22 protein-coding genes and 1 pseudogene are annotated in these 24244 nt (G+C 52.5%); 16 read left to right on the forward strand and 7 right to left on the reverse strand.

Translation table 11 applies throughout. The annotated features are described in order from the left end of the window. Positions 1 to 2: 2 nt before the first annotated feature. From mglC to ACMYSL_RS09540, 4 genes are all read left to right on the forward strand, one after another. Positions 3 to 1013, forward strand: a complete 1011-nt coding sequence (mglC, locus tag ACMYSL_RS09525; RefSeq protein WP_434662381.1) for a galactose/methyl galactoside ABC transporter permease MglC — start codon at positions 3 to 5, stop codon at positions 1011 to 1013. 216 nt (positions 1014 to 1229) lie between these two features. Further along, positions 1230 to 1901 (forward strand): CsgG/HfaB family protein, encoded by a 672-nt coding sequence (locus ACMYSL_RS09530; protein WP_182207384.1) that lies wholly within the window; start codon positions 1230 to 1232, stop codon positions 1899 to 1901. A gap of 72 nt (positions 1902 to 1973) precedes the next feature. Further along, the gene (locus tag ACMYSL_RS09535; RefSeq protein ID WP_182207383.1) at positions 1974 to 2330 is read left to right on the forward strand and encodes a DUF4810 domain-containing protein; all 357 of its coding nucleotides are present in this window, start codon (positions 1974 to 1976) and stop codon (positions 2328 to 2330) included. Beyond that, positions 2327 to 2986 (forward strand): DUF799 domain-containing protein, encoded by a 660-nt coding sequence (locus tag ACMYSL_RS09540; RefSeq protein ID WP_182207382.1) that lies wholly within the window; start codon positions 2327 to 2329, stop codon positions 2984 to 2986. Before ACMYSL_RS09535 ends, ACMYSL_RS09540 begins: the two co-directional genes overlap by 4 nt. A gap of 86 nt (positions 2987 to 3072) precedes the next feature. On the opposite strand, the gene sanA is transcribed toward ACMYSL_RS09540, so the two are convergent. The 5 genes from sanA to ACMYSL_RS09565 form a co-directional block, all read right to left on the reverse strand. Further along, complete coding sequence (sanA, locus tag ACMYSL_RS09545) at positions 3073 to 3789, reverse strand: outer membrane permeability protein SanA (RefSeq protein ID WP_182239957.1); 717 nt, start codon at positions 3787 to 3789, stop codon at positions 3073 to 3075. Between the two features lie 124 nt (positions 3790 to 3913). Beyond that, positions 3914 to 4798, reverse strand: coding sequence for a cytidine deaminase (cdd, locus tag ACMYSL_RS09550; RefSeq protein WP_182207380.1), 885 nt, complete (start codon positions 4796 to 4798; stop codon positions 3914 to 3916). Positions 4799 to 4925: 127 nt separating this feature from the next. Continuing rightward, positions 4926 to 5621: a CidB/LrgB family autolysis modulator gene (locus tag ACMYSL_RS09555; protein ID WP_434662385.1), complete on the reverse strand. Its 696-nt coding sequence runs from the start codon at positions 5619 to 5621 to the stop codon at positions 4926 to 4928. Further along, positions 5618 to 6016, reverse strand: a complete 399-nt coding sequence (locus tag ACMYSL_RS09560; protein ID WP_112213099.1) for a CidA/LrgA family protein — start codon at positions 6014 to 6016, stop codon at positions 5618 to 5620. Before ACMYSL_RS09560 ends, ACMYSL_RS09555 begins: the two co-directional genes overlap by 4 nt. A gap of 121 nt (positions 6017 to 6137) precedes the next feature. Continuing rightward, positions 6138 to 7055: a LysR substrate-binding domain-containing protein gene (locus ACMYSL_RS09565; RefSeq protein ID WP_434662386.1), complete on the reverse strand. Its 918-nt coding sequence runs from the start codon at positions 7053 to 7055 to the stop codon at positions 6138 to 6140. A 126-nt stretch (positions 7056 to 7181) separates the two neighbouring features. Here ACMYSL_RS09565 and mhbT point away from each other — a divergent pair, with 126 nt between their 5' ends. From mhbT to ACMYSL_RS09610, 9 genes and pseudogenes are all read left to right on the forward strand, one after another. Continuing rightward, entirely contained in the window at positions 7182 to 8540 is a 1359-nt protein-coding gene (gene mhbT / locus ACMYSL_RS09570) for a 3-hydroxybenzoate transporter MhbT (protein ID WP_434662389.1), read from the forward strand. An 11-nt stretch (positions 8541 to 8551) separates the two neighbouring features. Further along, a complete protein-coding gene (gene gtdA / locus ACMYSL_RS09575) occupies positions 8552 to 9589 on the forward strand; it encodes a gentisate 1,2-dioxygenase (RefSeq protein ID WP_434662391.1) in 1038 nt (345 codons plus the stop codon). Between the two features lie 24 nt (positions 9590 to 9613). Beyond that, complete coding sequence (locus ACMYSL_RS09580; RefSeq protein ID WP_434662394.1) at positions 9614 to 10312, forward strand: fumarylacetoacetate hydrolase family protein; 699 nt, start codon at positions 9614 to 9616, stop codon at positions 10310 to 10312. Positions 10313 to 10320: 8 nt separating this feature from the next. After that, positions 10321 to 10965: a maleylacetoacetate isomerase gene (maiA, locus tag ACMYSL_RS09585; RefSeq protein ID WP_182207654.1), complete on the forward strand. Its 645-nt coding sequence runs from the start codon at positions 10321 to 10323 to the stop codon at positions 10963 to 10965. Between the two features lie 8 nt (positions 10966 to 10973). After that, entirely contained in the window at positions 10974 to 12167 is a 1194-nt protein-coding gene (locus ACMYSL_RS09590) for a 3-hydroxybenzoate 6-monooxygenase (protein ID WP_434662395.1), read from the forward strand. A gap of 250 nt (positions 12168 to 12417) precedes the next feature. Continuing rightward, entirely contained in the window at positions 12418 to 13356 is a 939-nt protein-coding gene (dusC, locus tag ACMYSL_RS09595) for a tRNA dihydrouridine(16) synthase DusC (protein ID WP_434662398.1), read from the forward strand. Positions 13357 to 13508: 152 nt separating this feature from the next. After that, the gene (gene bglG / locus ACMYSL_RS09600) at positions 13509 to 14342 is read left to right on the forward strand and encodes a transcriptional antiterminator BglG (protein WP_110272412.1); all 834 of its coding nucleotides are present in this window, start codon (positions 13509 to 13511) and stop codon (positions 14340 to 14342) included. A 53-nt stretch (positions 14343 to 14395) separates the two neighbouring features. Beyond that, positions 14396 to 16368, forward strand: a pseudogene (bglF, locus tag ACMYSL_RS09605) (PTS beta-glucoside transporter subunit IIABC). Between the two features lie 17 nt (positions 16369 to 16385). Further along, positions 16386 to 17783, forward strand: a complete 1398-nt coding sequence (locus ACMYSL_RS09610; RefSeq protein ID WP_182207372.1) for a glycoside hydrolase family 1 protein — start codon at positions 16386 to 16388, stop codon at positions 17781 to 17783. A 113-nt stretch (positions 17784 to 17896) separates the two neighbouring features. Here ACMYSL_RS09610 and ACMYSL_RS09615 read toward each other — a convergent pair whose 3' ends face one another. After that, positions 17897 to 18631 (reverse strand): class I SAM-dependent methyltransferase, encoded by a 735-nt coding sequence (locus ACMYSL_RS09615; protein WP_434662401.1) that lies wholly within the window; start codon positions 18629 to 18631, stop codon positions 17897 to 17899. A gap of 153 nt (positions 18632 to 18784) precedes the next feature. Here ACMYSL_RS09615 and mdtQ point away from each other — a divergent pair, with 153 nt between their 5' ends. After that, on the forward strand, positions 18785 to 20224 hold the full coding sequence (mdtQ, locus tag ACMYSL_RS09620) for a multidrug resistance outer membrane protein MdtQ (RefSeq protein WP_182239939.1): 1440 nt from the start codon (positions 18785 to 18787) through the stop codon (positions 20222 to 20224). 159 nt (positions 20225 to 20383) lie between these two features. Here the strand turns inward: mdtQ and ACMYSL_RS09625 are convergent, their stop codons facing one another. Continuing rightward, positions 20384 to 20938, reverse strand: coding sequence for a helix-turn-helix domain-containing protein (locus ACMYSL_RS09625; protein ID WP_182239937.1), 555 nt, complete (start codon positions 20936 to 20938; stop codon positions 20384 to 20386). A 557-nt stretch (positions 20939 to 21495) separates the two neighbouring features. Between ACMYSL_RS09625 and ACMYSL_RS09630 the strand changes: the two genes are divergently transcribed. Together ACMYSL_RS09630 and sdaAA are read left to right on the forward strand one after the other, a co-directional pair. Then, entirely contained in the window at positions 21496 to 22593 is a 1098-nt protein-coding gene (locus ACMYSL_RS09630; RefSeq protein ID WP_434662404.1) for a YkvI family membrane protein, read from the forward strand. Then, positions 22590 to 24161 (forward strand): L-serine ammonia-lyase, iron-sulfur-dependent, subunit alpha, encoded by a 1572-nt coding sequence (sdaAA, locus tag ACMYSL_RS09635; protein ID WP_434662407.1) that lies wholly within the window; start codon positions 22590 to 22592, stop codon positions 24159 to 24161. Before ACMYSL_RS09630 ends, sdaAA begins: the two co-directional genes overlap by 4 nt. The last annotated feature ends 83 nt before the right edge of the window (positions 24162 to 24244 follow it).

The following is a 24244-nucleotide window of genomic DNA, read 5'->3' on the forward strand; positions in this document are numbered from 1 at the left end:
CCATGAGTGCGTTAAATAAAAAGAGTTTTCTCACCTATCTGAAAGATGGCGGGATTTATGTAGTTCTTTTAGTGTTACTGGCTATTATTATTTTCCAGGACCCGACTTTCTTAAGTTTGCTGAACCTAAGTAATATTCTGACTCAGTCTTCAGTGCGTATAATTATTGCCCTCGGCGTTGCCGGGCTTATTGTTACCCAGGGGACAGACCTTTCCGCAGGGCGTCAGGTTGGGCTGGCGGCGGTTATCGCTGCGACGATGCTGCAGGCGGTGGACAATGCCAACAAGGTGTTCCCGGAAATGGCCACGATGCCGATTCCGCTGGTTATCCTGCTGGTCTGTGCGATTGGCGCAGTGATTGGCCTTATCAACGGCATTATTATTGCGTATCTGAACGTAACGCCGTTTATTACCACTCTTGGCACGATGATCATCGTTTATGGTATCAACTCACTGTATTACGACTTCGTGGGCGCATCGCCGATTTCTGGTTTCGATAGCCACTTCTCACAGTTTGCCCAGGGATTTATCGCGTTAGGGACCTTCCGCCTGTCGTATATCACCTTCTATGCGCTGATTGCCGTTTTCTTCGTGTGGATCCTGTGGAACAAGACCCGCTTTGGTAAAAACATCTTTGCTATCGGCGGCAACCCGGAAGCAGCGAAAGTTTCCGGTGTTAACGTCGCCCTGAACCTGCTGATGATTTATGCCCTGTCCGGCGTGTTCTACGCGTTCGGCGGATTACTGGAGGCAGGACGCATCGGCTCGGCGACCAACAACCTCGGCTTTATGTACGAACTGGACGCGATTGCGGCCTGCGTGGTGGGTGGTGTTTCGTTCAGCGGTGGTGTCGGCACCGTATTCGGCGTGGTGACCGGGGTCATCATCTTCACCGTCATCAACTACGGTCTGACCTATATCGGCGTTAACCCATACTGGCAGTACATTATTAAAGGGGCGATTATTATCTTCGCAGTGGCGCTGGATTCACTGAAGTACGCGCGGAAGAAATAAGTTCCTGGCCTGATGAAAGCTGCCTTTGGGCAGCTTTTTACTTTTTGCGGGTCTGGATCACGAAAGATGATATTGCTGTGAAAGTAGCTATTGGTTTTTTCATCTCAGAAATACATTAATATTTTTGGCAAAATGTAAACATATGTTTATATATTTTTCCTCAAGCTAGGGATATTATACTCGTTTGTTTTATTGATGATGGAAAGGACCTCATAAATGTTAAAGAAAATGATAGCCGCGGTAGGCTTGGGAAGCCTCATCTTATTAAGCGGTTGTGCGAAAGAATCATCCCGCTCTCTTGAAGTCGCTAAAGTTGCTACCTGGAATACCCCCTACCATGGCGCTCGCAGCCCAATTTCTGTCGGTAAATTTGATAACCGTTCCAACTATATGAACGGTATATTCTCCGATGGGGTTGACCGTTTGGGCAATCAGTCAAAAACCATTCTCATAACACATTTGCAACAAACTGGCCGGTTCAATGTTCTGGACCGTAGCAACATGGCCGAATTACAGAATGAAGCCAGTATCAAGGGAACCAGCCAGACGCTGAAAGGCGCTGACTATGTGGTTACCGGCGATGTTACTGAGTTTGGGCGAAAAGAAGTCGGCGATCATCAACTGTTTGGTATTTTGGGGAGAGGAAAGAGCCAAATCGCTTATGCCAAAGTGAATCTGAATATTGTGAATGTTCAGACTTCCGAAGTTGTTTTTTCATCCCAGGGGGCAGGGGAGTTTGAGCTTTCTAACCGTGAAGTGATTGGATTTGGCGGTACTGCGAGCTATGACTCGACCCTCAATGGAAAAGTGTTGGATCTCGCGATTCGCGAAGCCGTGAATAACCTGGTTGCGGGTATTGAAAGCGGTGCGTGGACGCCGGCAAAATAACGGCTCTGATTGCGATATTTCTCGTTTTTACACGGTGAAATATCGCTGTAAGCAATAATATGGATGTTAAAGATGAATATGATTCGCTCTGTTTTTATATTGCTTGTAGTAACCATATTGAATGGCTGCGCCAGCGGACCAAAGCCACTCTATAGCTGGAATGAATACCAGCCTGTGGTTTATGAATATTACGCTCTGGATATGGGGCCACAAGAGCAAATTGAGATATTAAAAAAAGACATTGAGAAAGCGCGCGCGAAGGCCCTTCCTGTACCTCCAGGGCTGCATGCTCATCTTGGGATGTTATATATCAATACAGGCCATCCGGAACTGGCGAAGACAGAATTTGAACAGGAGAAACGGCTGTTTCCTGAATCCACCCAGTTTATGGATTTTCTGTTGAAGAAAATGCAGGGAGGCAAAGTATGAAAAAGTTATATGTTTTGTGCGCAGGTCTATTGTTGTCCCTGTTGCTGAGCGGCTGTGCACCTAAAAAATCCTATGACTACACGGCATTCAGGCAAAGTAAGCCGAAGAGTATTCTGGTGCTGTTGCCGAAAAACGAATCACCAGACGTCAAAGCAGGCTATGGCGTACTTTCTCAGGTTACGTTGCCGCTTGCTGAGTCTGGATATTATGTTTTTCCTGTTGCTGTGGTAGAGAACACCTTTAAACAAAACGGGGTTGTAAATGGCGAGGAAATGCATAGTGTCAGCCACCAAAAGCTTAGAGAGATATTTGGTGCCGATGCGGTGCTTTATCTTAAGGTAACGGAATATGGAACTTCGTACCAGGTCATCAATAGTGATACGCGAGTCTCCGTTTCTGGAGAGCTTGTGGATCTTCGTACCGGAAAATTGCTATGGAATGGTAGTGCGGTGGCTTCCAGCACCGAAAATGATGGCAGCGGAGGTTCGATTTTAGGCATGCTTATTCAGGCAGCGGTTGACCAGATAGTGAATACAATGACTGACAGAAGCTATAAGATTGCAGGCATTGCTGACACGCGCCTACTCACCCCACGGGCACCAGATGGTATCCTCTACGGTCCTCGCTCGCCAAAATACGGTAAAGATTTGCAATAGGGGCTTTCTATAAATGACCGATGTGCTTTTCAGCATCGGTCATTGTTATTGCATATTGAGAGTCGATATTTCATCGGATAGCAACATCACTTCTCTTTTTTCTGCAATTCCAGCAGCTGCTGCGGCGTGACCGCCGGATAAGACTGCGCGTCTTCCGGGACTTCCTGCTGGGCGGGGATAGGGATCAGTGGGCCTAAAAAGCGCGGTTCGCGTTTAAAAAGATAGAGGTCCGCCAGCGCGCCGAAGCGAGCGCCGAACTCGCGCAGTCGCACGCTCCACATATCTTTCGGTGACGGCACCGCATAGCACTGCGCCTGAATCCCCATATGCAGGGCGATAAACAGCGCCCGCTCGCAGTGGAAACGCTGAGTAATAATAATAAAGTCGTTAGTGTCGAAGACCTTACGGGTGCGCACAATCGAATCGAGCGTGCGGAAACCGGCGTAATCCAGCACGATATCCGCCGGATCGACGCCTGCTTTAATCAAATCGCGGCGCATGGTCATTGGCTCGTTATAGCTCTGCAACGCGTTATCGCCGCTCAGCAGCAGATAGTTCACCTTGCCGCTGTTGTAGGCGTTCAGCGCGCCCTGAATTCGGTAGCGATAATATTGATTGATGACGCCGGTGCGGTAGTACTTGGCGGTGCCCAACACTACGCCAACCTGGCGATAGGGCAGGTCCTGTAGCTCATCGTAGATATAGGGAGAGGTCTTCCAGCTCATCCAGCGGTCGAGGCCCAGCACGGTTAACAGCAGCAAGCCGAACAGGACTAACAGGCTGTATAACACACGCTTTAACATGGACTTGGCTCAATAGTGAACGAGGGAGCCTTCAGGCTACTTTACCCGCCGGGCAAGCGCAAGAAACCGTCGTTTAATTGCGGGGATTTTCAGCAATGCGGGCCGTTTGGCCCGCAGTCTGTGATTAGCCTAACAGTACGCGATCGATATTATGGCAGCCCAGCGCTTTCAGCGTCGCTACGGTCGCATCCCATTGAATCAGTGTCGCATCGGCCTTCTCGGCGAGAATAGCGCGCTGGATATCCGGGTAATCGTAGCCGTTGAGGCTCAGCAGATTGAGCGCGCCCTGTAACGGCGGCAGAGTCGGGTTAAAGGCAGCATTTTCGGCATAGCTGCCGGTGAAAATAGTCCCGTCTTTCAACTCCAGCGCCACGCCGGACGGGGCCTTGCTGTAAGGCATATGGCAGCGGTTAGCCGCCTGAATCGCCGCCTGAGTCAGCGCGTCGCCGCTGAGCGGGAAGCCGTGATCTTGCTCATCCATCAGCAGGGTTTTGATTTCCAGATCTTTCGGTCCGAAAGCGTCTGGCAGATAGTGCTGGAGCGAATGCGCCTCGCGACCCGGCAAATGAATACGCAGCGCCAGCCCGCTGTTTAGTTCGTTCATAAACTGACGGCAGTGGCCGCAAGGGGTGTAGTTAACGGTAATCGCCTGCAGAGACTTTTCGCCGCGCAGCCAGGCATGGCTAATGGCGCTCTGCTCGGCGTGCACGGTCTGCTGCATGGTAGCACCGAGAAACTCCATGTTACCGCCGAAATACCAGGTTCCGCTGACGCCGCGAGCCACCGCGCCAACGTTAAAGTGAGAAAGGTCAGCGCGGGCGCAGGCCGCCGCTAGCGGCAGCAGAGCAAAGGCCAGCGCGTCTTCATCCAGACCCGTTGCGCTTTGCAGCGCTGCAACTTGCCCGGCGCTGAGCATCGCCGGAAAATGCGGGTCGGCCAGCATCGGGGCGATGGCCGCTTGCAGATCCGCCGCCAGTTGGGGAAGAACAGCTTGAAAACGTGGGTGCATAGCGTTGCCTCATAACAATGTAATGGAAATCTAGTGTACGGGTGGTTGTAACCTGTATATGTGATAAACATCTCATTGTTTGTGCAACTAATTTGTGTTGCATTGAATAATGTGATTTAAATCACATTTAACCGACTATCGCCAAAATTATCGGAAACAAAAACGGTGCAATCAGCGAGGTGATAATCCCGCAAAGTACCAGCGCCAACGAGCTGAACGCCCCTTCCTGATAGTCGAGCTCTGCACAGCGAGCGGTCCCTAATGCGTGGGATGCGGTACCCATCGACAGCCCGCGGGAGGCTTTGGTGCGGATACGCATCAGGTTCAGTAGGGTGTGACCGAATACCGCTCCGAGAATACCGACGAAAATAACGCACACGGCGCTGATCGCCGGAATACCGCCAATGCTGCTGCTCACCGCCATGGCAATCGGCGTGGTGACCGATTTAGGCAAAATAGAAGCGGCAATCTGCGGAGTCGCACCCATCAGCAATGCAACGGTGGTGCCGGTGACCATCGCCACCACGCTACCAATAAAGCAGATGGTAATGATGGACTTCCAGCGGGCGCGGATCTGGTGCAGTTGTTCATACAAAGGAAAGGCTAGAGCAACTACCGCCGGCTGCAGCAGGTCGTTAAGAATTTTACTGCCGAGGAAATAGCGCTCGTATGAGATACCGGTTATCAGCAGAAAAGGAATCAGCACTACCATCGCTACCAGCAGCGGGTTGAGCAGCGGAAATTTAAACCGCGCCGCCAGCTTGCGGGCGAGGAAAAAGACGGCCAGGGTTAGCGGCAGTGACCACCAGATTTCATGGATCATTTGTCACGTCCTTTTTGTCCGACCACTTTGCGCTCCCCGTGAACCAGGTGCGAGCTCCAGCTGACCACCAAAAAGACCACCAGCGTGCTTATCGCACAGGAGACCACTACCGGACCGAACTGCGCGCGTAGTAAATCCCAATATTGCATAACGCCTACGCCGATGGGCACAAACAGCAATGCCATATAGCGGATCAGAACATTGCAGCCGGGGTTAACCCACTGCGCGGGCATGATTTGCAACGCCAGCAAAAAGAACAAAATCAACATGCCAATAATGCTGCCGGGGATCGTTATCGGCAGCAGGGAGGAGATAAAAATACCGGCATATAAACAAGCATATATCAGCACGAAAGCGCGCAGATACTGCCAGACAATAATCAGTGATTGACTCATGGTAATAACCCTTGATGAACCACATTCATCATACAATTAAACCCAAAAATGTGCTACCGATCACATCATGAATTCTACGCATACCTGAGATAGAGATCTGGAACACTTGACCATACTGATTTCAGGGCGACGGCTGCAGGGATAGATAATGAAGAAAGCGGTTAAGTGCAAGTGACGGCGCTTCACTTTTTCGCCAGAACACGCCAACGCTACCTTTTTGTTCAATGCGCGGCAAATTAAGAATCACCAGCTGGTGCTGCGCGGCGTAGCGCTGGGCCAGGCGCAATGAAAGAATCGATACCATATCGCTGCTTTGTAGCAGGTTGGTGGTGACGTTCATCGATGCCGATTCTATGGTGTTTTCCGGCAGCATTACGCCATTATCCACCAGCGCATTATCAATACTCAGGCGAATCGGGGTGCCGGTCGGCCAGACAATCCAGCGCCAGTGGGCGAGGTCGGCCCAACTTAACCGCGGTTTTTCCGCCAGCGGGTGGTCGGGACGGGCGACGAAGCACACCGGCTCGGTGTAGAGCACCCGGTAGCTCAGCGGCAGCTCGAGCGCTCGCCCGCCGACCCGTCCCACCACCACATCAACCACTCCAGCGAGCAGATCGTTGAGCAGAGGCGTCATCACTTTCTCTTCGATATTCAGGTGCAGAGTTGGCATCTCTTTAAGCAGCTCAAGAATAGCCTGCGAGACGCAGTCGGTCGCCACTGGCGAACAGCCGATCATCAGACTACCTACCTGGCCGCCCTGCTTGAAACGCTCGATTTCATACTGCGATCGCGACATATCGTTAATCAGCCGCTGGGCATGCTGTATCAGCAGTTTTCCGCCTTCTGAGGGACGCAGGCCTTTGCTGTGGCGTTCGAACAAGGGCATACCGACTTCGTCTTCAAATTGGCTGAGCCATTTGGAAAGCGCAGGTTGCGTAATATTCATCATTTTCGCCACTTGCGTGAGATTGCCTTGCTCTCCCAGCGCCACCAGCATCTGCAGATGATGCAGCTTCAGTTTTTGCGTCCAGTTTGCCATCAGCGATAACCTCCAGGTTATGTCTATGCCCGAAATACCATTGTACATTTCATTGCTCGGGTTACAAAATCGCAACATAAAAGAAATAAATACAACATCTTCCTCTACCTGCACCGAGGCATAGCCATGACTCAACGACATGAATTGCAAAAGCTGCTCGATACCGCACCGGTCGGTGCCCGTCAGTGGCGCGTGATTATCTGCTGTTTCCTGGTCGTCATGCTGGACGGCTTCGATACCGCCGCCATTGGTTTTATCGCACCGGATATTCGTAGCCACTGGCAGCTCACTGCCAGCGACCTCGCACCGCTGTTTGGTGCCGGATTGCTGGGCTTAACCGCCGGGGCGCTGCTCTGCGGCCCGCTTTCCGACCGCTTTGGTCGTAAACGGGTGATTGAATTTTGCGTCGCGCTATTTGGCTTGTTTAGCCTGCTTTCGGCGTTTGCGCCTGACCTGCAAATGTTGGTCATTCTGCGCTTTCTGACCGGCCTCGGCCTCGGCGGTGCGATGCCCAATACCATTACCATGACGTCGGAATATCTGCCTGCCCGGCGGCGGGGCGCGCTGGTGACCCTGATGTTTTGCGGATTCACCCTCGGCTCGGCATTCGGTGGCGTAGTCAGCGCACAGTTGGTACCGCTGATTGGCTGGCACGGCATTCTGGTACTCGGCGGTGTTTTACCGCTGATGCTGGCGGTGGCGCTGGTGCCGCTGCTTCCCGAATCCCCACGCTGGCAGGTCCGTCGCCAGTTACCGCAGGCGACTATCGCTAAAACCGTCAGCGCAATTACCGGCGAGCGCTATGACGATACCCATTTCTGGCTCGATGAACCCGCAGCAGGCGCAAAGGGCAGCATCAGTCAGCTGTTTGTGGGCCGCCAGTTACCCATTACGTTGATGTTATGGGTGGTGTTCTTTATGAGCCTGCTGATTATCTATCTGCTCTCCAGTTGGATGCCGACGCTGCTCAACCATCGCGGCATTGATTTACAGCATGCATCGTGGGTTACCGCCGCTTTCCAGATTGGCGGCACCTTTGGCGCGCTGCTGCTCGGGGTACTGATGGACCGTTTCAACCCTTTCCGGGTGCTGGCGCTGAGCTATGCCATGGGCGCGGTCTGTATCGTGATGATTGGTCTGAGCGAGAACGGTCTGTGGCTGATGGCGCTGGCGATTTTCGGTACCGGTATCGGCATCAGCGGTTCGCAGGTCGGGCTGAATGCGCTGACCGCAACGCTCTATCCCACCCAAAGCCGCGCCACTGGCGTGAGCTGGTCAAACGCCGTGGGCCGCTGCGGGGCCATCGTCGGCTCGCTCTCCGGCGGCATGATGATGGCGATGAATTTCTCTTTCGACACCCTGTTTTTTGTTATCGCTGTACCGGCCGTTGTTAGCGCCGTGATGCTTATTCTGCTGACGCTTGCCGTCCGCAACCCGACATCTGTACCTGCCGCGCTGCCTTCTGCAGGCATCGTGAATAAATAAGGAGAAGAATAATGTCTCAATCCACCACGCAAGCAAACAACGGTCGTCAGCAGTTTTACCAGCATATTTCCGGCCAAAACCTGACGCCGCTTTGGGAATCCCTGCACCACCTGGTGCCGAAAACGCCGAACGCCACCTGCGCCCCGGCCTACTGGAATTATCAGGAGATTCGTCCGCTGCTGATGAAAAGCGGCGAGCTGATTGGCGCGAAAGAAGCGATACGTCGCGTGCTGGTGCTGGAGAACCCGGCGCTGCGCGGACAGTCATCAATTACCTCATCGCTGTATGCCGGTTTACAGCTGATTATGCCCGGCGAAGTCGCGCCAAGCCATCGTCATAACCAGTCTGCTCTGCGCTTTGTTGTTGAAGGGGAAGGGGCGTTTACCGCCGTCGACGGCGAACGCACGCAAATGCGGGCCGGTGACTTTATCCTGACGCCGCAGTGGCGCTGGCACGATCACGGCAACCCCGGCAATGAGCCGGTGGTCTGGCTTGATGGCCTCGACCTGCCGTTAGTGAACTATCTGGGCTGCGCTTTTGCTGAAGATTACCCGGAAGATCAGCAGCCGGTGACCCGCAAAGAGGGGGATTATCTGCCGCGCTACGCCGCCAATATGCTGCCGCTGCGCCATCAGGTCGGTAACTCTTCGCCCATCTTTAACTATCGCTATGACCGCAGCCGCGAGGCGCTGCACGATTTGACGCGTCTGGGCGATGCCGACGAGTGGGATGGCTATAAAATGCGCTACGTCAACCCGGTTACCGGCGGCTACCCGATGCCGGCGATGGGGGCCTTCCTGCAGCTGTTGCCGAAAGGGTTTACCTCACGCGCGGCGAAAACCACCGACAGCACTATCTATCACGTAGTTGAAGGTAGCGGTCAGGTCACTATCGGTGAGCAGACTTTCTCTTTCCAGGCAAAAGATATCTTCGTGGTGCCGACCTGGCACGCCGTCTCATTTATTTCCGCCGAAGATACCGTGTTATTCAGCTTTTCGGATCGTCCCGTGCAGGAAGCTCTCGGCCTGTTCCGCGAAGCGCGTTATTAAAAATTAAAAATAAGGAAACGAATCATGACTCAATACGTTTTTGCACCCCAGGCCCCGATTAGCGTTCCGGTTGTTGGCAGCGAAGAGCAGTTCCCGGTGCGCCGCGTTTACTGTGTGGGGCGTAACTATGCCGCACACGCCCGCGAAATGGGGTTCGACCCGGATCGCGAACCGCCGTTCTTTTTCTGCAAACCCGCCGATGCGGTGGTGCCGGTTGCCGCAGGGGAAACGCTGAACCTGCCGTACCCGTCGCAAACCGATAACTACCACTATGAAATTGAGCTGGTGGTGGCTATTGGTAAGAAGGGCAGCGATATTCCGCTGGAGCAGGCCCATGAGTATATCTGGGGCTACGCCACCGGCCTGGATATGACCCGCCGCGACCGCCAAATGGAGATGCGCCAGATGGGCCGTCCGTGGGAAATCGGTAAAGCCTTCGACCTCTCCGCGCCGATTGCGCCGCTGCATAAAGCCGATACCGCAGATGTGAATCAGGCAGGGATCTGGTTACAGGTTAACGGCGAAGATCACCAGCGCAGCGATATCCGCCATCTGATCTGGTCGGTCAATGAAACCATCAGCTACCTGTCTGGTTTCTTCGAACTTCAGCCCGGCGACCTGATTTTCACCGGTACCCCGGAAGGCGTGGGCGCGGTGGTGAAAGGCGATGTGATCACCGGCAACGTAGAGGGTCTGACGCCAATCGCGGTTCGCGTGGTGTGAGGTGAATGATGAAGCTGTACAGTTTTTTTAATAGCTCGGCGTCATATCGCGTGCGGATTGCGCTGGCGCTGAAGGGCATTGACTACCAGAGCGTGGGGGTCAACATCCGCATCGGTCAGCAGAATGCGCTGGAGTATCGGCGGCTGAATCCTGTTGGCCTGGTGCCAACGCTTACCACCGACGAGGGTGAATCTCTCGGTCAGTCGCTGGCGATTGCGGATTGGCTTGACCGTCACTATCCGCAGCCGCTGCTGCTGCCGCAGGAGGATACCGCACGCATGCGGGTGCTGGAGATTGTTTATGCCATCGCCTGCGATATCCACCCGATTAATAACATGCGCGTTTTGCGCTACCTTGGCGACGAGCTGAAGGTGAGTGAAGAAGATAAAAAACGCTGGTATGCGCACTGGATCCAACAGGGATTTAGCGCCGTGGAGCAGCTGTTGCGCCACGCCAAATCCGGCAATTTCTGCGTGGGTGATACGCCAACGCTGGCCGACTGCTGCCTGGTGCCGCAGTGGGCTAACGCTTTGCGAATGGGCTGCGACCTGAGCCACTACCCACGCTGCCAGGCGGTCTATGACGCCTGTACCCGGCTGCCGGCGTTTATCGCCGCCGCGCCGGAAAACCAACAAGATAAGATCCCGGCTTAGGAGGCAACATGGCAAAAGTGATGCGAGCAATTATTGTCGGCGGCGGCATTGGCGGGGCGGCAACGGCGCTCTCTCTGGCACGCCAGGGCATCAAGGTGATGCTATTAGAAAAGGCCCATGAAATTGGCGAAATCGGCGCGGGGATCCAGCTTGGCCCAAATGCGTTCTCGGCGTTGGACAGCCTGGGTGTTGGCCAAATCGCCCGTCAACGTGCGGTATTTACCGATCACATCACCATGATGGACGCAGTAAACGGTGAAGAGGTTGTGTGCATTGAGACCGGGCAGGCCTTCCGCGACCACTTCGGCGGCCCCTATGCGGTGATCCATCGGGTGGACATCCACGCCACCGTCTGGGAAGCGGTGCTGACCCATCCCAGCGTGGAATATCGCACCTCCACGCAGGTGGTGGATATTCGTCAGACCGCCAATGACGTGACGGTTTTCGATGATAAAGGCAACAGCTGGACGGCCGATGTGCTGATCGGCTGCGACGGTGGAAAGTCAGTGGTGCGTCAGAGCCTGCTCGGCGATGCGCCAAGAGTGACCGGCCACGTGGTTTATCGCGCGGTGGTTGACGCTGCCGATATGCCGGAAGATTTACGTATTAACGCCCCGGTGCTGTGGGCCGGGCCGCACTGCCACCTTGTGCATTACCCGCTGCGCGGCGGCAAGCAGTACAACCTGGTGGTAACCTTCCACAGCCGCGAAAAAGAAGAGTGGGGCGTGCGTGACGGCAGCAAGGAAGAGGTGCTTTCATATTTCAAAGGTATCCATCCGCGCCCCCGGCAGATGCTGGATAAGCCAACCTCCTGGCGACGCTGGTCCACTGCCGATCGTGAGCCAGTAGATAAATGGGGTAACGATCGCATTACGTTAGTCGGCGATGCCGCCCACCCGGTAGCGCAGTATATGGCCCAGGGGGCCTGCATGGCGCTGGAAGATGCGGTGACGCTGGGCAAAGCGCTGGCGCAGTGCGACGGCGATGCGGCCCGCGCGTTTGCGCTTTATGAATCTGTTCGCATTCCGCGCACCGCGCGTATCGTCTGGTCAACCCGCGAAATGGGGCGGGTTTATCATGCGGCCGGGGTCGAGCGCCAGGTGCGCAACCTGCTGTGGAAAGGTAAAACCCAGAGTGAGTTTTATCGCGGTATCGAGTGGCTGTACGGCTGGAAAGAGGATAACTGCCTGGAAGCACGTTAACCGGCTGTGCATTTTCCGGGCGGTGCGGTCTGCGAGTTGGGTTGCCTGGACAGGCCCAACGCGGCTTCTGATTCTCTCCCCGGGGGCGGCGCCAGGCGCCTGCCCGGGCTACGGGTTCACCGTCGTCTGCGGGCCGGTAGCCCGGACAGATGCGCAGCATCGCCTCCGGGAAAACCGACACAGCCCCTTTCAACCCGGCCCGGGAGGCGCTACCATAGCGCCTCTTTTTTTCCGGGCAATGATAAACAATATGCGTGTATTACTGGCGCCGATGGAAGGTGTGCTCGATTCGCTGGTACGCGAGCTGCTGACAGAAGTGAATGATTACGATCTCTGCATCACCGAATTTTTGCGCGTGGTGGATCAGCTCCTGCCGGTAAAATCGTTCTATAAGTTGTGTCCGGAATTGCACAACAATAGCCTGACGCCGTCCGGTACTCGCGTGCGCATTCAGTTGCTCGGGCAGTATCCGCAATGGCTGGCGGAAAACGCTGCCCGCGCGGTCGAGCTTGGCTCCTGGGGCGTCGATCTTAACTGTGGCTGTCCGTCAAAGCTGGTCAACGGTAGCGGCGGCGGGGCGACGTTGCTCAAAGACCCCGAACTTATCTATCGCGGCGCGAAGGCGATGCGCGAGGCTGTGCCGGATCATCTACCGGTGACGGTCAAAGTACGTCTTGGTTGGGATAGCGGCGAGCGGCAATTTGAAATCGCCGATGCGGTTCAGCAGGCGGGGGCCAGCGAGCTGGTGGTTCACGGGCGCACCAAAGAGGACGGTTATAAAGCGGAGCGCATCAACTGGCAGGCCATCGGCGAAATTCGTCAGCGCCTGACCATCCCGGTGGTCGCCAACGGCGAGATCTGGGACTGGCAGAGCGCTCAGGATTGCATGGCCGTGACCGGCTGCGACTCAGTGATGATTGGCCGCGGCGCGCTGAACGTGCCGAATTTAAGCCGGGTGATCAAATATAACGAACCGCGCATGCCATGGCCTGAAGTGGTCGGGCTACTGAAAAAATACGCTCACCTGGAAAAACAGGGTGACACCGGCCTTTATCACGTTGCGCGTATCAAACAATGGTTGGGTTATTTGCGCAAAGAATACCTGGAAGCCTCTGAGCTTTTTAGCGCAGTACGCGCTCTGCAGGATTCAAAGAGCATTGCACGCACAATTAACGACTGGCGTAGTTAAACTATCTGACCTGCATCACATTTTTCTGCTTGTCCCATTGAGATTACCCAGCGGACAGTGAAATACTCAGCCCTGATTGTTACTGCTCCGGCAGGCAAAACCTGATTTCCTGGCATCTGTCGGGGTCAGGTTTTTTTGTTTTTGGGGTTCATATGCAAATCGCCAAAGTACTTAATAATAATGTAGTGGTGGTTGTAGATGAGCAGCAGCGCGAACAGGTGGTCATGGGCCGAGGACTTGCCTTTCAAAAACGCGTTGGTGACTCTCTTGATGAAAGTAAAATTGAAAAGGTCTTCGCGCTGCAGAGCGATGAACTGGTTGGCCGTTTAGGCGAATTACTCAGTCAGATACCGTTAGAAGTGATGACCACCTGCGATCGGATTATCGATCTGGCGCGCGGTCGTCTCGGTAAGTTACAGGACAGTTTGTACATTACCCTGACCGATCACTGCCACTTTGCGATTGAGCGGCAAAAGAACGGCATGGCGATTCGTAATGTCCTGCTGTGGGAAATTAAGCGGCTGTATCCGAAGGAATTTGAGTTAGGGCAGGAAGCGCGGGCGATTATCGCCAAACGGCTCGGGGTTGAGCTTGCCGAAGATGAAGCCGGGTTTATCGCCCTGCATCTGGTCACGGCGCAGCTTAACAGCGAAATGCCGGAGGTGATGCACGTTACCCGGGTGATGCAGGAAATTCTGCAACTGGTGAAGTATCAGCTGACGCTCAACTACGACGAAGAGTCGTTGAGCTATCAGCGCTTCGTCACGCATCTTAAGTTTTTCGCCCAGCGGATGCTGACGCGAACGGTGGTTGAAGATGACGATGTGACGCTGCACAGCGCGGTAAAGGATAACTACCCTAAGGCGTGGAAGTGTGCGGAAACCGTTGCCCGGCATTTGCAAAAGAGCTATCAGCGGGCGCTAACGACGGAAGAAATTATGTTTCTCGCCATTCATATTGAACGGGTGAGAAAAGAGGGACGCTAAGCGCTTATCGGGCCTGGCTCTGAGCACCTTCATTAAAACTGGATTGTTACTGCATTACGCAGGCAAAACCTGAGCGCAACGCCAAACCCGGCGTTGTTCTCGGGTTTTTTTATTTTTTAATACTCAGTTAACGATGCCTGCGGGCAGCGGAAGTAAGGAAAACAGCATGGAATATAAAGCACTCGCGCAGGATATTCTCAGCCGGGTAGGCGGCAAAGAGAATATTGTGAGTCTGGTTCACTGCGCTACACGACTGCGTTTTAAGCTCAAAGATAGCAAAAAGGCGGATGCTGAAGGGCTAAAAGCTAATCCGGGCGTCATTATGGTGGTGGAAAGCGGCGGCCAGTTCCAGGTGGTCATTGGTAACCATGTGCATGATGTCTGGCAAGCGGTGCGTAGCGAAGCGGGCCTGACGGACGAGAGTCAGCCGATCGCGGAAAAGGGCGAGAAAACGTCTCTACTTGGCCAGCTTATCGATATCGTTTCCGGTATTTTCACCCCGTTTATCGGCGTACTGGCGGCCACCGGTTTGCTTAAAGGTTTTCTGGCGCTGGCGGTAGTTTGCGGCTGGCTCAATACTGGTGATGCGACCTATAAAATCTGGTTTGCCGCCAGCGATGCGCTGTTCTTCTTCTTCCCGCTTTTCCTCGGCTATACCGCCGGGGTGAAATTCGGTGGTAATCCGTTTATCACCATGGCGATTGGCGGCGCGCTAACGCATCCGCTGATGATTCAGGCCTTTGAGGCCGCTCAGGCGCCGGGCGCATCGGTCGAGCATTTTATTGGTATTCCGGTGACGTTTATTAACTACAGCTCGTCGGTGATCCCGATTATTCTCGCCTCTTGGGTGAGCTGCTGGCTGGAGCGCAGAAGCAATGCGCTGCTGCCATCGGCCATGAAAAACTTCTTCACGCCGGCGATTTGCCTGGGCGTGGTTGTTCCCCTGACCTTCCTGGCGATCGGCCCGGTAGCCACCTGGCTAAGCCAACTGCTGGCGCAGGGTTACCAGATAATCTACGCCGTCGCTCCGTGGCTGGCGGGTGCCGCGCTGGGCGCGCTGTGGCAGGTGTGCGTGATTTTTGGCCTGCACTGGGGGCTGGTACCGCTGATGATTAACAATCTGGCTGTACTGGGCCACGATACCATGGGGCCGATGGTGCTGCCTGCGGTGATGGGCCAGGTCGGCGCAGTATTGGGCATCTTCTTGCGTACTCGCGATACTCGCCAGAAAGTGCTGGCCGGTTCTGCTTTTTCCGCCGGGATTTTTGGTATCACCGAGCCGGCGATTTATGGTCTGACGCTGCCGCTGCGCCGTCCGTTTATCTTTGGCTGCGTGGCCGGGGCGATTGGTGGCGCGATTACCGCATTCTTTAATACCAGCATCTACTCTTTCGGCTTCCCCAATATCTTTTTACCTGCGCTGATGATCCCGCCAGGCGGCGTCGACGCCAGCGTCTGGGGCGGTGTGGTCGGTATGGTGGTGGCGCTGGTTATCGCCTGCGTACTGACCTTTATCGCCGGGCTGCCGCGCAGCACCGCTGAGCAGACTGCTGTTGTCGTCGCCCCTGCCTCAGAAAACGATATTTTGGCACCGATGACCGGTAGCGTACTGGCGCTGGACAAGGTACCTGACAGCACCTTCGCCAGCGGTTTGCTCGGGCAGGGCGTAGCGATTATTCCGTCCGTGGGCAAGGTTATCGCCCCGTTCTCAGGTGAAGTTGCCTCAATTTTTCAAACCAAACATGCCATCGGCCTGCTAAGCGATAGCGGTATCGAACTGCTTATCCACGTCGGCATCGATACCGTGAAGCTCGATGGCGCGCCGTTTACTGCTCATGTTAAAGAGGGCGACAAAGTGAAAGCGGGCGATCTGCTGCTGGAGTTTGACCGCCAGGCGATTCTGGATGCCGGTTATGACCTGGCAACGCCCATTATTATCAGCAACAGCGACGATTATCGTGCTCTCGATATTGTCTCCGCCAGCACGGTGGATGCCGGTCAGCCGCTGTTGTCCGTAAGCCATTAATCACAGGAGAGAGATCAATGAAGACATTCCCACAGGCGTTTTTATGGGGCGGTGCGACCGCGGCAAATCAGGTCGAAGGCGCTTATCAGGAGGATGGCAAAGGACTGTCGACTTCTGATATCCAGCCAAACGGCGGTATTTTTAGTGAGGTTGTGGAACGCGTACCGGGCGATAGCAGTATTAAAGATGTCGCCATCGATTTCTACCATCGTTACCCGGAAGATATCAGCCTGTTTGCTGAAATGGGCTTTAACTGCCTGCGCGTATCGATTGCCTGGACGCGTATTTTCCCTAACGGCGATGATGCTCAGCCAAACGAAGCGGGACTGGCCTATTACGATAAGCTGTTTGATGAAATGGCGAAGCACAACATCACGCCGCTGGTGACCTTGTCGCACTACGAGATGCCTTGGGCGCTGGTGAAAAATTACGGCGGTTGGGGCAACCGCAAGGTCATTGGTTTCTTTGAACGCTATGCCCGTACGGTGTTTGCGCGCTATCAGGCGAAGGTCAAGCTGTGGCTAACCTTCAACGAAATCAATATGTCCCTGCACGCACCGATGACCGGGGTCGGCCTGCCGTCCGACAGCAGCAAGGCCGAAGTTTATCAGGCCATTCACCATCAACTGGTGGCGAGCGCGCTGGCGACGAAGGCCTGCCATGAGATCGTCGCGGAAGGCAAAATCGGCAACATGCTGCTCGGCGGCCTGATGTACCCGCTCAGCTGCAAACCGGAAGATATTTTTGAAACCCTGCAGCAAAACCGCAGCTGGCAGTTCTTTGGTGATGTACAGTGCCGCGGCGCTTATCCGGGCTATATGCTGCGCTATTTCCGCGATAACGGCATTAACATTGAGATCACCGATGCCGATCGCGAAGCCCTGAAAGAGACCGTCGATTTCATCTCCTTTAGCTACTATATGACCGGCTGCGTTACCGCCGATGAAGAGCTGAACAAAAAAGCGCGCGGTAATATTCTCAGCATGGTGCCGAACCCGCACCTGGCAAGCTCGGAGTGGGGCTGGCAGATTGACCCGCTCGGCTTGCGTACGCTGCTGAACGTACTGTGGGATCGCTATCAGAAGCCGCTGTTTATCGTGGAAAACGGCCTGGGCGCGAAGGATAAAGTCGAAGCTGATGGCAGCATCAACGATGACTATCGCATCAGCTACCTCAACGATCACCTGGTCCAGGCGCGCGAGGCGATTGAAGATGGCGTTGAGTTAATGGGCTACACCAGCTGGGGGCCAATCGACCTGGTGAGCGCGTCGAAGGCGGAGATGTCCAAGCGCTACGGTTTTATCTACGTCGATCGTGATGACCAGGGCAACGGCACCCTGGCGCGCAGCCGCAAGAAAAGCTTCAACTGGTATAAAGAAGTGATTGCCACTAACGGCGGCAGCTTAAAAGAGTAATAGCTGGGGGGCGCGTAGGTCAGGTAAGGCGCTAGCCGCCACCTGACAAAAATGCGTGCACGATAGCTTACATTATCTTCATGGCCCGGATAACCTCCGGGCCATTTTGCTTATTATCCCGGTTTGCGCGCGCGCAACAGAAAAATCATCGGTCGCTCTTTTTCTTCATCCAGCGCGGGCTGGGCGGCAATTTGCTCCGCCGTCGGCCCCCACTCATCCAGATGCTCAATAACAAAACCGGCGGCGACCAGCAGGTTTATCCAACTGGAAAGCTTACGGTGCTGCTTTTTGACGCCATCGGCAAACCAGTTGCTGATACGCTCGCCTTCCTGCTGATAGTGGCTCACCGGCCAGCTTTTCTGTCCGTTCTCATCTTCCTGCCAGCCCTGACGCAGCGGGGCGGTGTAAATAGGATGTTCGGCGGAAAACAGCAGCGTACCGCCGGGCGTCAATGCCTGGTAAACGGTGGTGAACAGCGGCGCGACGTCAGGCAGATAGTGTAGCGCCAGCGAGCTATAAACCAGCTCGCAGCTATTGGCGGGCAGGGCGAGGGTCTGTAGATCTTCGCAGCGATAGCGAATGCCTTCGCCATCGGTCATTTCGCGGGCGCGATCGAGCATCCGGCTGGAGATATCCAGTCCTTCTACCTGTGTTGCACCCTGCTCGCGGGCCCAGCGGCAAAACCAGCCGTAGCCGCAGCCGAGGTCAACAACGCGTAATCCCGATAATGGCGGAAGCATTTGCTGAATGGTTGGCCACTCAGGTGCGCCTTCCAGCCCTTTTACCGAGCGATCGAGGGTGGCGTATCCGGCAAAAAAAGCGGGATCGTCATAGATGTTCTGACTCATTTTCACTCCGTGAATATACCTTTCATACAACTCGAATTATTTTGGGTATGGTTTATTTTTAGCCTGCTAATAGTTTCGGCACACGCTTTACTAAACGGTACTTATGCAATTAGCTTATTATATCCAACCTTATTTAGTCATCAGACCGATTTCATGAACCTGAACTTGAGCAAACGCGTCCTGGCCAGCCTGCCATTGGCTATCGCGCTGGCTGGCTGTGCGCCATCGCACGATATTAGCAATCCGGTGCAGCAGCAAACCCCGGCATCCCACGTCTCAATGGAACTGCCCGCAGCCGTAAAAAACGGCTGGCCGCAGAGCAACTGGTGGCAGGATTACCACGACCCGCAGCTCAATAGCCTGATTCAGCGCGCGTTAGCCAACGCTCCGGATATGCAGATTGCTGAACAGCGTATCAGGCTGGCGGAAGCGCAGGCGCGGATGTCGCAGTCTAACCTGGGGCCGAGTCTGGATTTTTCCGCCGACGTTGAACGGCAAAAAATGTCCTCTGAAGGCCTGATGGGACCGTTTGCTACCGATACTGATGGCAACACCGGGCCGTGGTATACCAACGGAACCTTTGGCCTGACGGCGGGTTGGGATCTGGATCTATGGGGTAAAAATCGCGCTTTGCTAAAAGCACGCATCGGTGAAGTTAAAGCTCAGGTTGCTGAAGAGGCGCAGACTCGCGAACTGCTGGCTAGCAGCGTCGCCCGTCTTTACTGGCAATGGCAAACCGAAGCCGCCATTAACAACGTGCTGACCCAGGTGAAGAGTGAGCAGAATAATATCGTGACCGTGGATACGGCGCTGTATCAGCGTGGGATCACCAACTCGGCCGAAGGGGCGGAGAGTGATATTAACGTCAGCAAAACCGATCAGCAGCTCGCGGATGTTGCGGGCAACATGAAAGAGATTGAGGCCCGGCTGATGGCGCTGACCAACAACCAGAGTCAGGCGCTAAACCTGCATCCGACCGAACTGCCTGCTGTTAGCGCGCAGATGCCAACGGAGCTAGGCTACGAGCTGCTGGCGCGGCGTCCGGATTTACAGGTTGCGCACTGGTATATCGAAGCTTCGCTGAGCGAAATCGATGCCGCCAAAGCGGCGTTTTATCCGGATATCAACCTGATGGCTTTCCTGCAACAGGATGCGCTGCACCTCAGCGATCTGTTCCGCCACTCCGCACAGCAGATGGGCGTGACCGCCGGTCTGACGCTGCCTATTTTTGATAGCGGTCGCCTAAACGCGAATCTGGATATCGCCAGCGCGCAGAATAGCCTGTCGGTGGCGAAGTATAATAAAGCGGTGGTTGATGCGGTTAATCAGGTAGCGAAAACGGCCAGCCAGGTTGAGACGCTGATGGCAAAAAATCAGCAGCAACAGCAGGTAGAGAAAGATACTCAGCGGATAGTCGCTCTGGCGCAAGCGCGGATGAATGCCGGGATACTCTCCGGTTCACGCGTCAGCCTGGCGAAGTTGCCTGCACTGCAGGAGCGTGTCACCGCTCTGCGACTGCACGGTCAATGGCTTGATGCCAGTATCCAACTGACTTCCGCGCTGGGTGGCGGGTACCATCAGGCGGCGAAGTAGCTCTGTTTCCCCGGTGGCGTTGGTGGTTATCGGGGAGACGTATCTCTGCGGTCCAGGAGTCAACAAAGGCTCTGGGGCTAATCTGAGAATCTCGAAAGACGTAACCACGACGGAGTCACCAGGTAGGGATCATTTTGCATTCTTATCGGCACAGATTATCTATTTTTTCTTGTAGAACCAGTAACTGACGCAGGTAGAATCCCCAATATTTTTAAAGGTATGCAAGGTATTTTTCTTAATATAGATGGTATCACCAGCATTAATAACAAACTCTTGATCTAACATTTCGATGCATAGGCTTCCCTGAGTAATGATCGCTATTTCATCATAATCATGACCCCAGGAAGTGCGTTCATAGGTAATCCCTTTTTCCACCGTGATACAGATGGCTTCGATGTCATTTTCCCCAGGACTGAGCATTTCGTATTTTACTTTTCCTTTCTCAGCAAAAAACACGTCTCTTTCATCTGCCCGAACCACAGGGCTCACAGGGGTATCATGCACGGTTAGCACATCGGTGATGTTCACGTTTAAGGCAAAACATACCTTTTGCAACTGATAGATTGTCGGGCTGATCACGTTTCTCTCTAAGTTACTCAAATAACCGCTAGATAAGCCGCTCTCAGCTGATAACTGTTGTAATGTCTTACTTTGTTGTTTTCTGATTTCTTTTATTCTTTGTCCGACATTACAATTCGAAAAATCTTCATTCATTGGCTCGTTACACCTTGCTGTAATTCACTGATCTGATAGAGGTTATCTCGAAAACTAACCGCGCCCAGGGAGTATAATACAAGCGATACGGTGTTGAATAAATCACATTTTGAATCAACGCGTTTGTCAGTAAACCTGCCCTCAAATCTGGTGTAGGTTTTACGGGCCCCAGCGGAGATGATGATGGGATTCATAGAGTGTCACTCATGGGCGATCTCATCGCTTACTCTCACCTCTAATAATGTACAAAACACTCCTGTGATCTTCGAATGGATTGATTGTATGGTTAATTTAATATTATTTTCAATGTGTTAGTTTGATTTTGTAACCCGGTTGAGCTCTGATCTCTCTTCCTTCCTTAGTACTGATTCGTACTCTTAAAAATCAGATCAAATTCACAATTGTGAATTTAAAATCATAATAATGGAAAAAACCACGTGATGAGGGAGGATGTTCATGATAGCTTATTTTCATGATTATGAAAAAATAATTATATTTTTTAATAATGGTGATGTTCATGGGGTTTAAGGATTTTCAAATCTGATCGAGGAGGATGTGTGAATAAACTATTTTTAAGCCAGGTCTATATTTTCGTTGCCTCTAGCCTGGGCTATCTAATCGGCGGCGGTTTTATGAGCGGCCAGGAAACAATTCAGTTTTTTGTCCCATTCGGCCATCACGCTGTTGGCGTCGGGATTGTGTTCAGTCTGGTGATTATTTTTGTCAATATAGGATTCATTTACGCAGGTAAATATGGCGGTTGTAGTAAAGGAACTGAGGTATTTACATTCTTCTGTGGGCCGATTATTGGTAAAGTGATCGAATGGTTTTCGCTGCTATTCTGTTTTACCATGTTTATTGCAGAGATCGCCGCCGGTGGCTCAATATTATTTGAGCAATATGGTTTACCTCTAATCATCGGTGCAATTATTACTGCGGTTATCACCGCCGGGACTGTTACTATCGGTTTAAATTCTATCCTTAAATCTCTGGGTATAATTATGCCGTTCTTAACTGCCTTTGTGGTTATTGTGAGTATCGCAACACTGGTTATGAACGGGAGCAACATTGATATAAATGCGGTTCGTATCGAGGCGAATGAATTTGAACTATTAAAGGTCGCACCAAACTGGTTCCTTTCTGGTATATCTTTAGTTGGTTTGATGGTGCTGTTTCTGGCCGCATTCTCTGCAGATTTAGCCACGAAGTTTGATTTTAAACCATTGGTGATTGGTCAAAGTATTGGTTTGATTATCTATGCACTGCTTGATGTGGTTGCTTCTTACGCCATCACCTCTAACATTGAACAAGTAGCAAATAAACAAATTATCAATTTCTTCCTTGCGAAAGAAATTTGGGCCCCGCTTGGTATTGCATTTGGCGCATTAATATTCTTTGCTATCTATACCATTTCAACGCCATTGCTTCATATTATTGCGATTAAATTCTCTGAGGAAGGCACGAAGAAACATAAAGCTATCGTTTGGGGTGTTTCTCTCATTGCACTACTTGGTGCCATTGCAATGCCATTTGATGTCATTATCAATGCAGTTTATATCATGAGTGGATATGTTGGTTCGCTGATTGTTGTCCTGATGGTCGTAAAATTTATCCGTATCTATTTAGCAAAAAACCGTAATAATGAGGCTGTATGATGGTTCATAGTATTTTCAATGATGTGTTGGGGCCGATTATGTGCGGCCCTTCCAGCTCACATTCAGCGGGTTGTGCAAGGATAGGTTTAGAATCTCGTTTATTGTTTGGACGAGAGATAAATAAAGCAAATATTATTTTTGATGAAAGCGGTTCTTATCCTGAAACTTATATTGGGCAAGGTTCAAACTTCGGATTTACCGGCGGATTGCTTGGTTTTAAAACAGACAATGCGCAAGTCAAAGATGCGGTAGAAATTGCTAAAAGTACGGGCAAGAACATATGGTTCTCTAAGCAAAAACTCTCATCACGACATCCGAATGAGGCATTGATTAATGTCTATAATGAAAATGATGAAATCGAACTTTCCGTTTTAACATTTTCAACCGGCGGCGGGATGTTTGAGATTGTAGAGTTAAATGGTTTTCCTGTTTTTATCGATGGTACTCAGGAACAGATTTTTATTTGTTGTTCCCTGGCTAATGCCACCCATTTGGTTGATGTATTTAATAAATTAGATGTTTCAGTAAAGAAATCGATGAAAAATGACAACGTGTTGTATGCGGTGTCGGGTTTCGATAGGGAAACAAAAGAAAAAGTACTGGCGTTTGATAAGCAACCTGATGTGCTATGGGTGAAATATGCCCCTGCAATTATGCCGGTTGTAATGAAAAAAAAACCGACGGTACTTTTTTCTAATGCTGAAGGCGCATTATCCTACGCAAAAGCAACAGGGAAATCGATGTGGGAGATTGCCCTGGACTATGAGGTTTCGATTGGTAAAACAACCGAAGAAGAGATATGGCAGCTGGCGGAACATACCTATGATGTGATGAAACAGTCAACGATTGCGCCAGATCCGGCCTCAACGCCTGTGTATGGTTTTTTACCCTACAAAGCTCAGGAAATGAAACAGGCTATTAAAAGCACGAATTCAATACCATCAGGGGTATTAAATGATGCTGCTTTGGCTGCGATTTCAGTCATGGAAAATAGCTGTGCGCATAATATCGTCGTGGCCGCGCCAACGGCAGGGTCCAGTGGCGTCATTCCTGCTAGTATCATCATTATTGGTGAAAGCCTGAATTTACCAAGAGAAGATATCATCAAAGGGTTACTGGTCAGTGGCTTAATTGGATCGTTTATTTCAAACAACGCTTCTTTTGGTGCCGAAGTTGCTGCTTGCCAGGCTGAGAATGGGTCAGCAAGCGCAATGGCGGCTGGCGGTATTGTTCAACTATTAGGCGGTAACATCGAACAAGCTTTTCAGGCTGCATCGATGGCGATGCAAAATATGCTCGGCCTTATTTGCGATCCGGTAGGAGGCTTGACTGAAATTCCTTGCATAAGTCGTAACGTCAGCTCGGTCAGTAATGCAGCACTATCTGCGAATATGGTGATGTGGGGATTTAACCCAATAATTCCACTGGATGAAACTATTCATTCAATGTATGACATCGGACAGAAAATGCCAGCAACACTGCGTTGCACCTGTCAGGGGGGACTATGCATCACCAAAACGGGGCAACGCATTACGCAAGATTTATTGATAAAACGTGAAAAGTTATAACACTGACTTTCTACATTAATAGACTGACCCAAAATCAACTCCTGAAAGTGTATCAGGGGTTGATTTTGAGACTTTAGGTTGGT

Origin of the sequence: Klebsiella sp. MISC125 (assembly GCF_051131775.1) — a bacterium.
Taxonomy (GTDB): domain Bacteria; phylum Pseudomonadota; class Gammaproteobacteria; order Enterobacterales; family Enterobacteriaceae; genus Klebsiella.

Coding starts and splice junctions, on each gene's coding strand:
- mglC (WP_434662381.1), top strand. CDS start 3: ATGAGTGCGTTAAATAAAAAGAGTTTTCTCACCTATCTGAAAGATGGC.
- ACMYSL_RS09530 (WP_182207384.1), top strand. CDS start 1,230: ATGTTAAAGAAAATGATAGCCGCGGTAGGCTTGGGAAGCCTCATCTTA.
- ACMYSL_RS09535 (WP_182207383.1), top strand. CDS start 1,974: ATGAATATGATTCGCTCTGTTTTTATATTGCTTGTAGTAACCATATTG.
- ACMYSL_RS09540 (WP_182207382.1), top strand. CDS start 2,327: ATGAAAAAGTTATATGTTTTGTGCGCAGGTCTATTGTTGTCCCTGTTG.
- sanA (WP_182239957.1), bottom strand. CDS start 3,789: ATGTTAAAGCGTGTGTTATACAGCCTGTTAGTCCTGTTCGGCTTGCTG.
- cdd (WP_182207380.1), bottom strand. CDS start 4,798: ATGCACCCACGTTTTCAAGCTGTTCTTCCCCAACTGGCGGCGGATCTG.
- ACMYSL_RS09555 (WP_434662385.1), bottom strand. CDS start 5,621: ATGATCCATGAAATCTGGTGGTCACTGCCGCTAACCCTGGCCGTCTTT.
- ACMYSL_RS09560 (WP_112213099.1), bottom strand. CDS start 6,016: ATGAGTCAATCACTGATTATTGTCTGGCAGTATCTGCGCGCTTTCGTG.
- ACMYSL_RS09565 (WP_434662386.1), bottom strand. CDS start 7,055: ATGGCAAACTGGACGCAAAAACTGAAGCTGCATCATCTGCAGATGCTG.
- mhbT (WP_434662389.1), top strand. CDS start 7,182: ATGACTCAACGACATGAATTGCAAAAGCTGCTCGATACCGCACCGGTC.
- gtdA (WP_434662391.1), top strand. CDS start 8,552: ATGTCTCAATCCACCACGCAAGCAAACAACGGTCGTCAGCAGTTTTAC.
- ACMYSL_RS09580 (WP_434662394.1), top strand. CDS start 9,614: ATGACTCAATACGTTTTTGCACCCCAGGCCCCGATTAGCGTTCCGGTT.
- maiA (WP_182207654.1), top strand. CDS start 10,321: ATGAAGCTGTACAGTTTTTTTAATAGCTCGGCGTCATATCGCGTGCGG.
- ACMYSL_RS09590 (WP_434662395.1), top strand. CDS start 10,974: ATGGCAAAAGTGATGCGAGCAATTATTGTCGGCGGCGGCATTGGCGGG.
- dusC (WP_434662398.1), top strand. CDS start 12,418: ATGCGTGTATTACTGGCGCCGATGGAAGGTGTGCTCGATTCGCTGGTA.
- bglG (WP_110272412.1), top strand. CDS start 13,509: ATGCAAATCGCCAAAGTACTTAATAATAATGTAGTGGTGGTTGTAGAT.
- ACMYSL_RS09610 (WP_182207372.1), top strand. CDS start 16,386: ATGAAGACATTCCCACAGGCGTTTTTATGGGGCGGTGCGACCGCGGCA.
- ACMYSL_RS09615 (WP_434662401.1), bottom strand. CDS start 18,631: ATGAGTCAGAACATCTATGACGATCCCGCTTTTTTTGCCGGATACGCC.
- mdtQ (WP_182239939.1), top strand. CDS start 18,785: ATGAACCTGAACTTGAGCAAACGCGTCCTGGCCAGCCTGCCATTGGCT.
- ACMYSL_RS09625 (WP_182239937.1), bottom strand. CDS start 20,938: ATGAATGAAGATTTTTCGAATTGTAATGTCGGACAAAGAATAAAAGAA.
- sdaAA (WP_434662407.1), top strand. CDS start 22,590: ATGATGGTTCATAGTATTTTCAATGATGTGTTGGGGCCGATTATGTGC.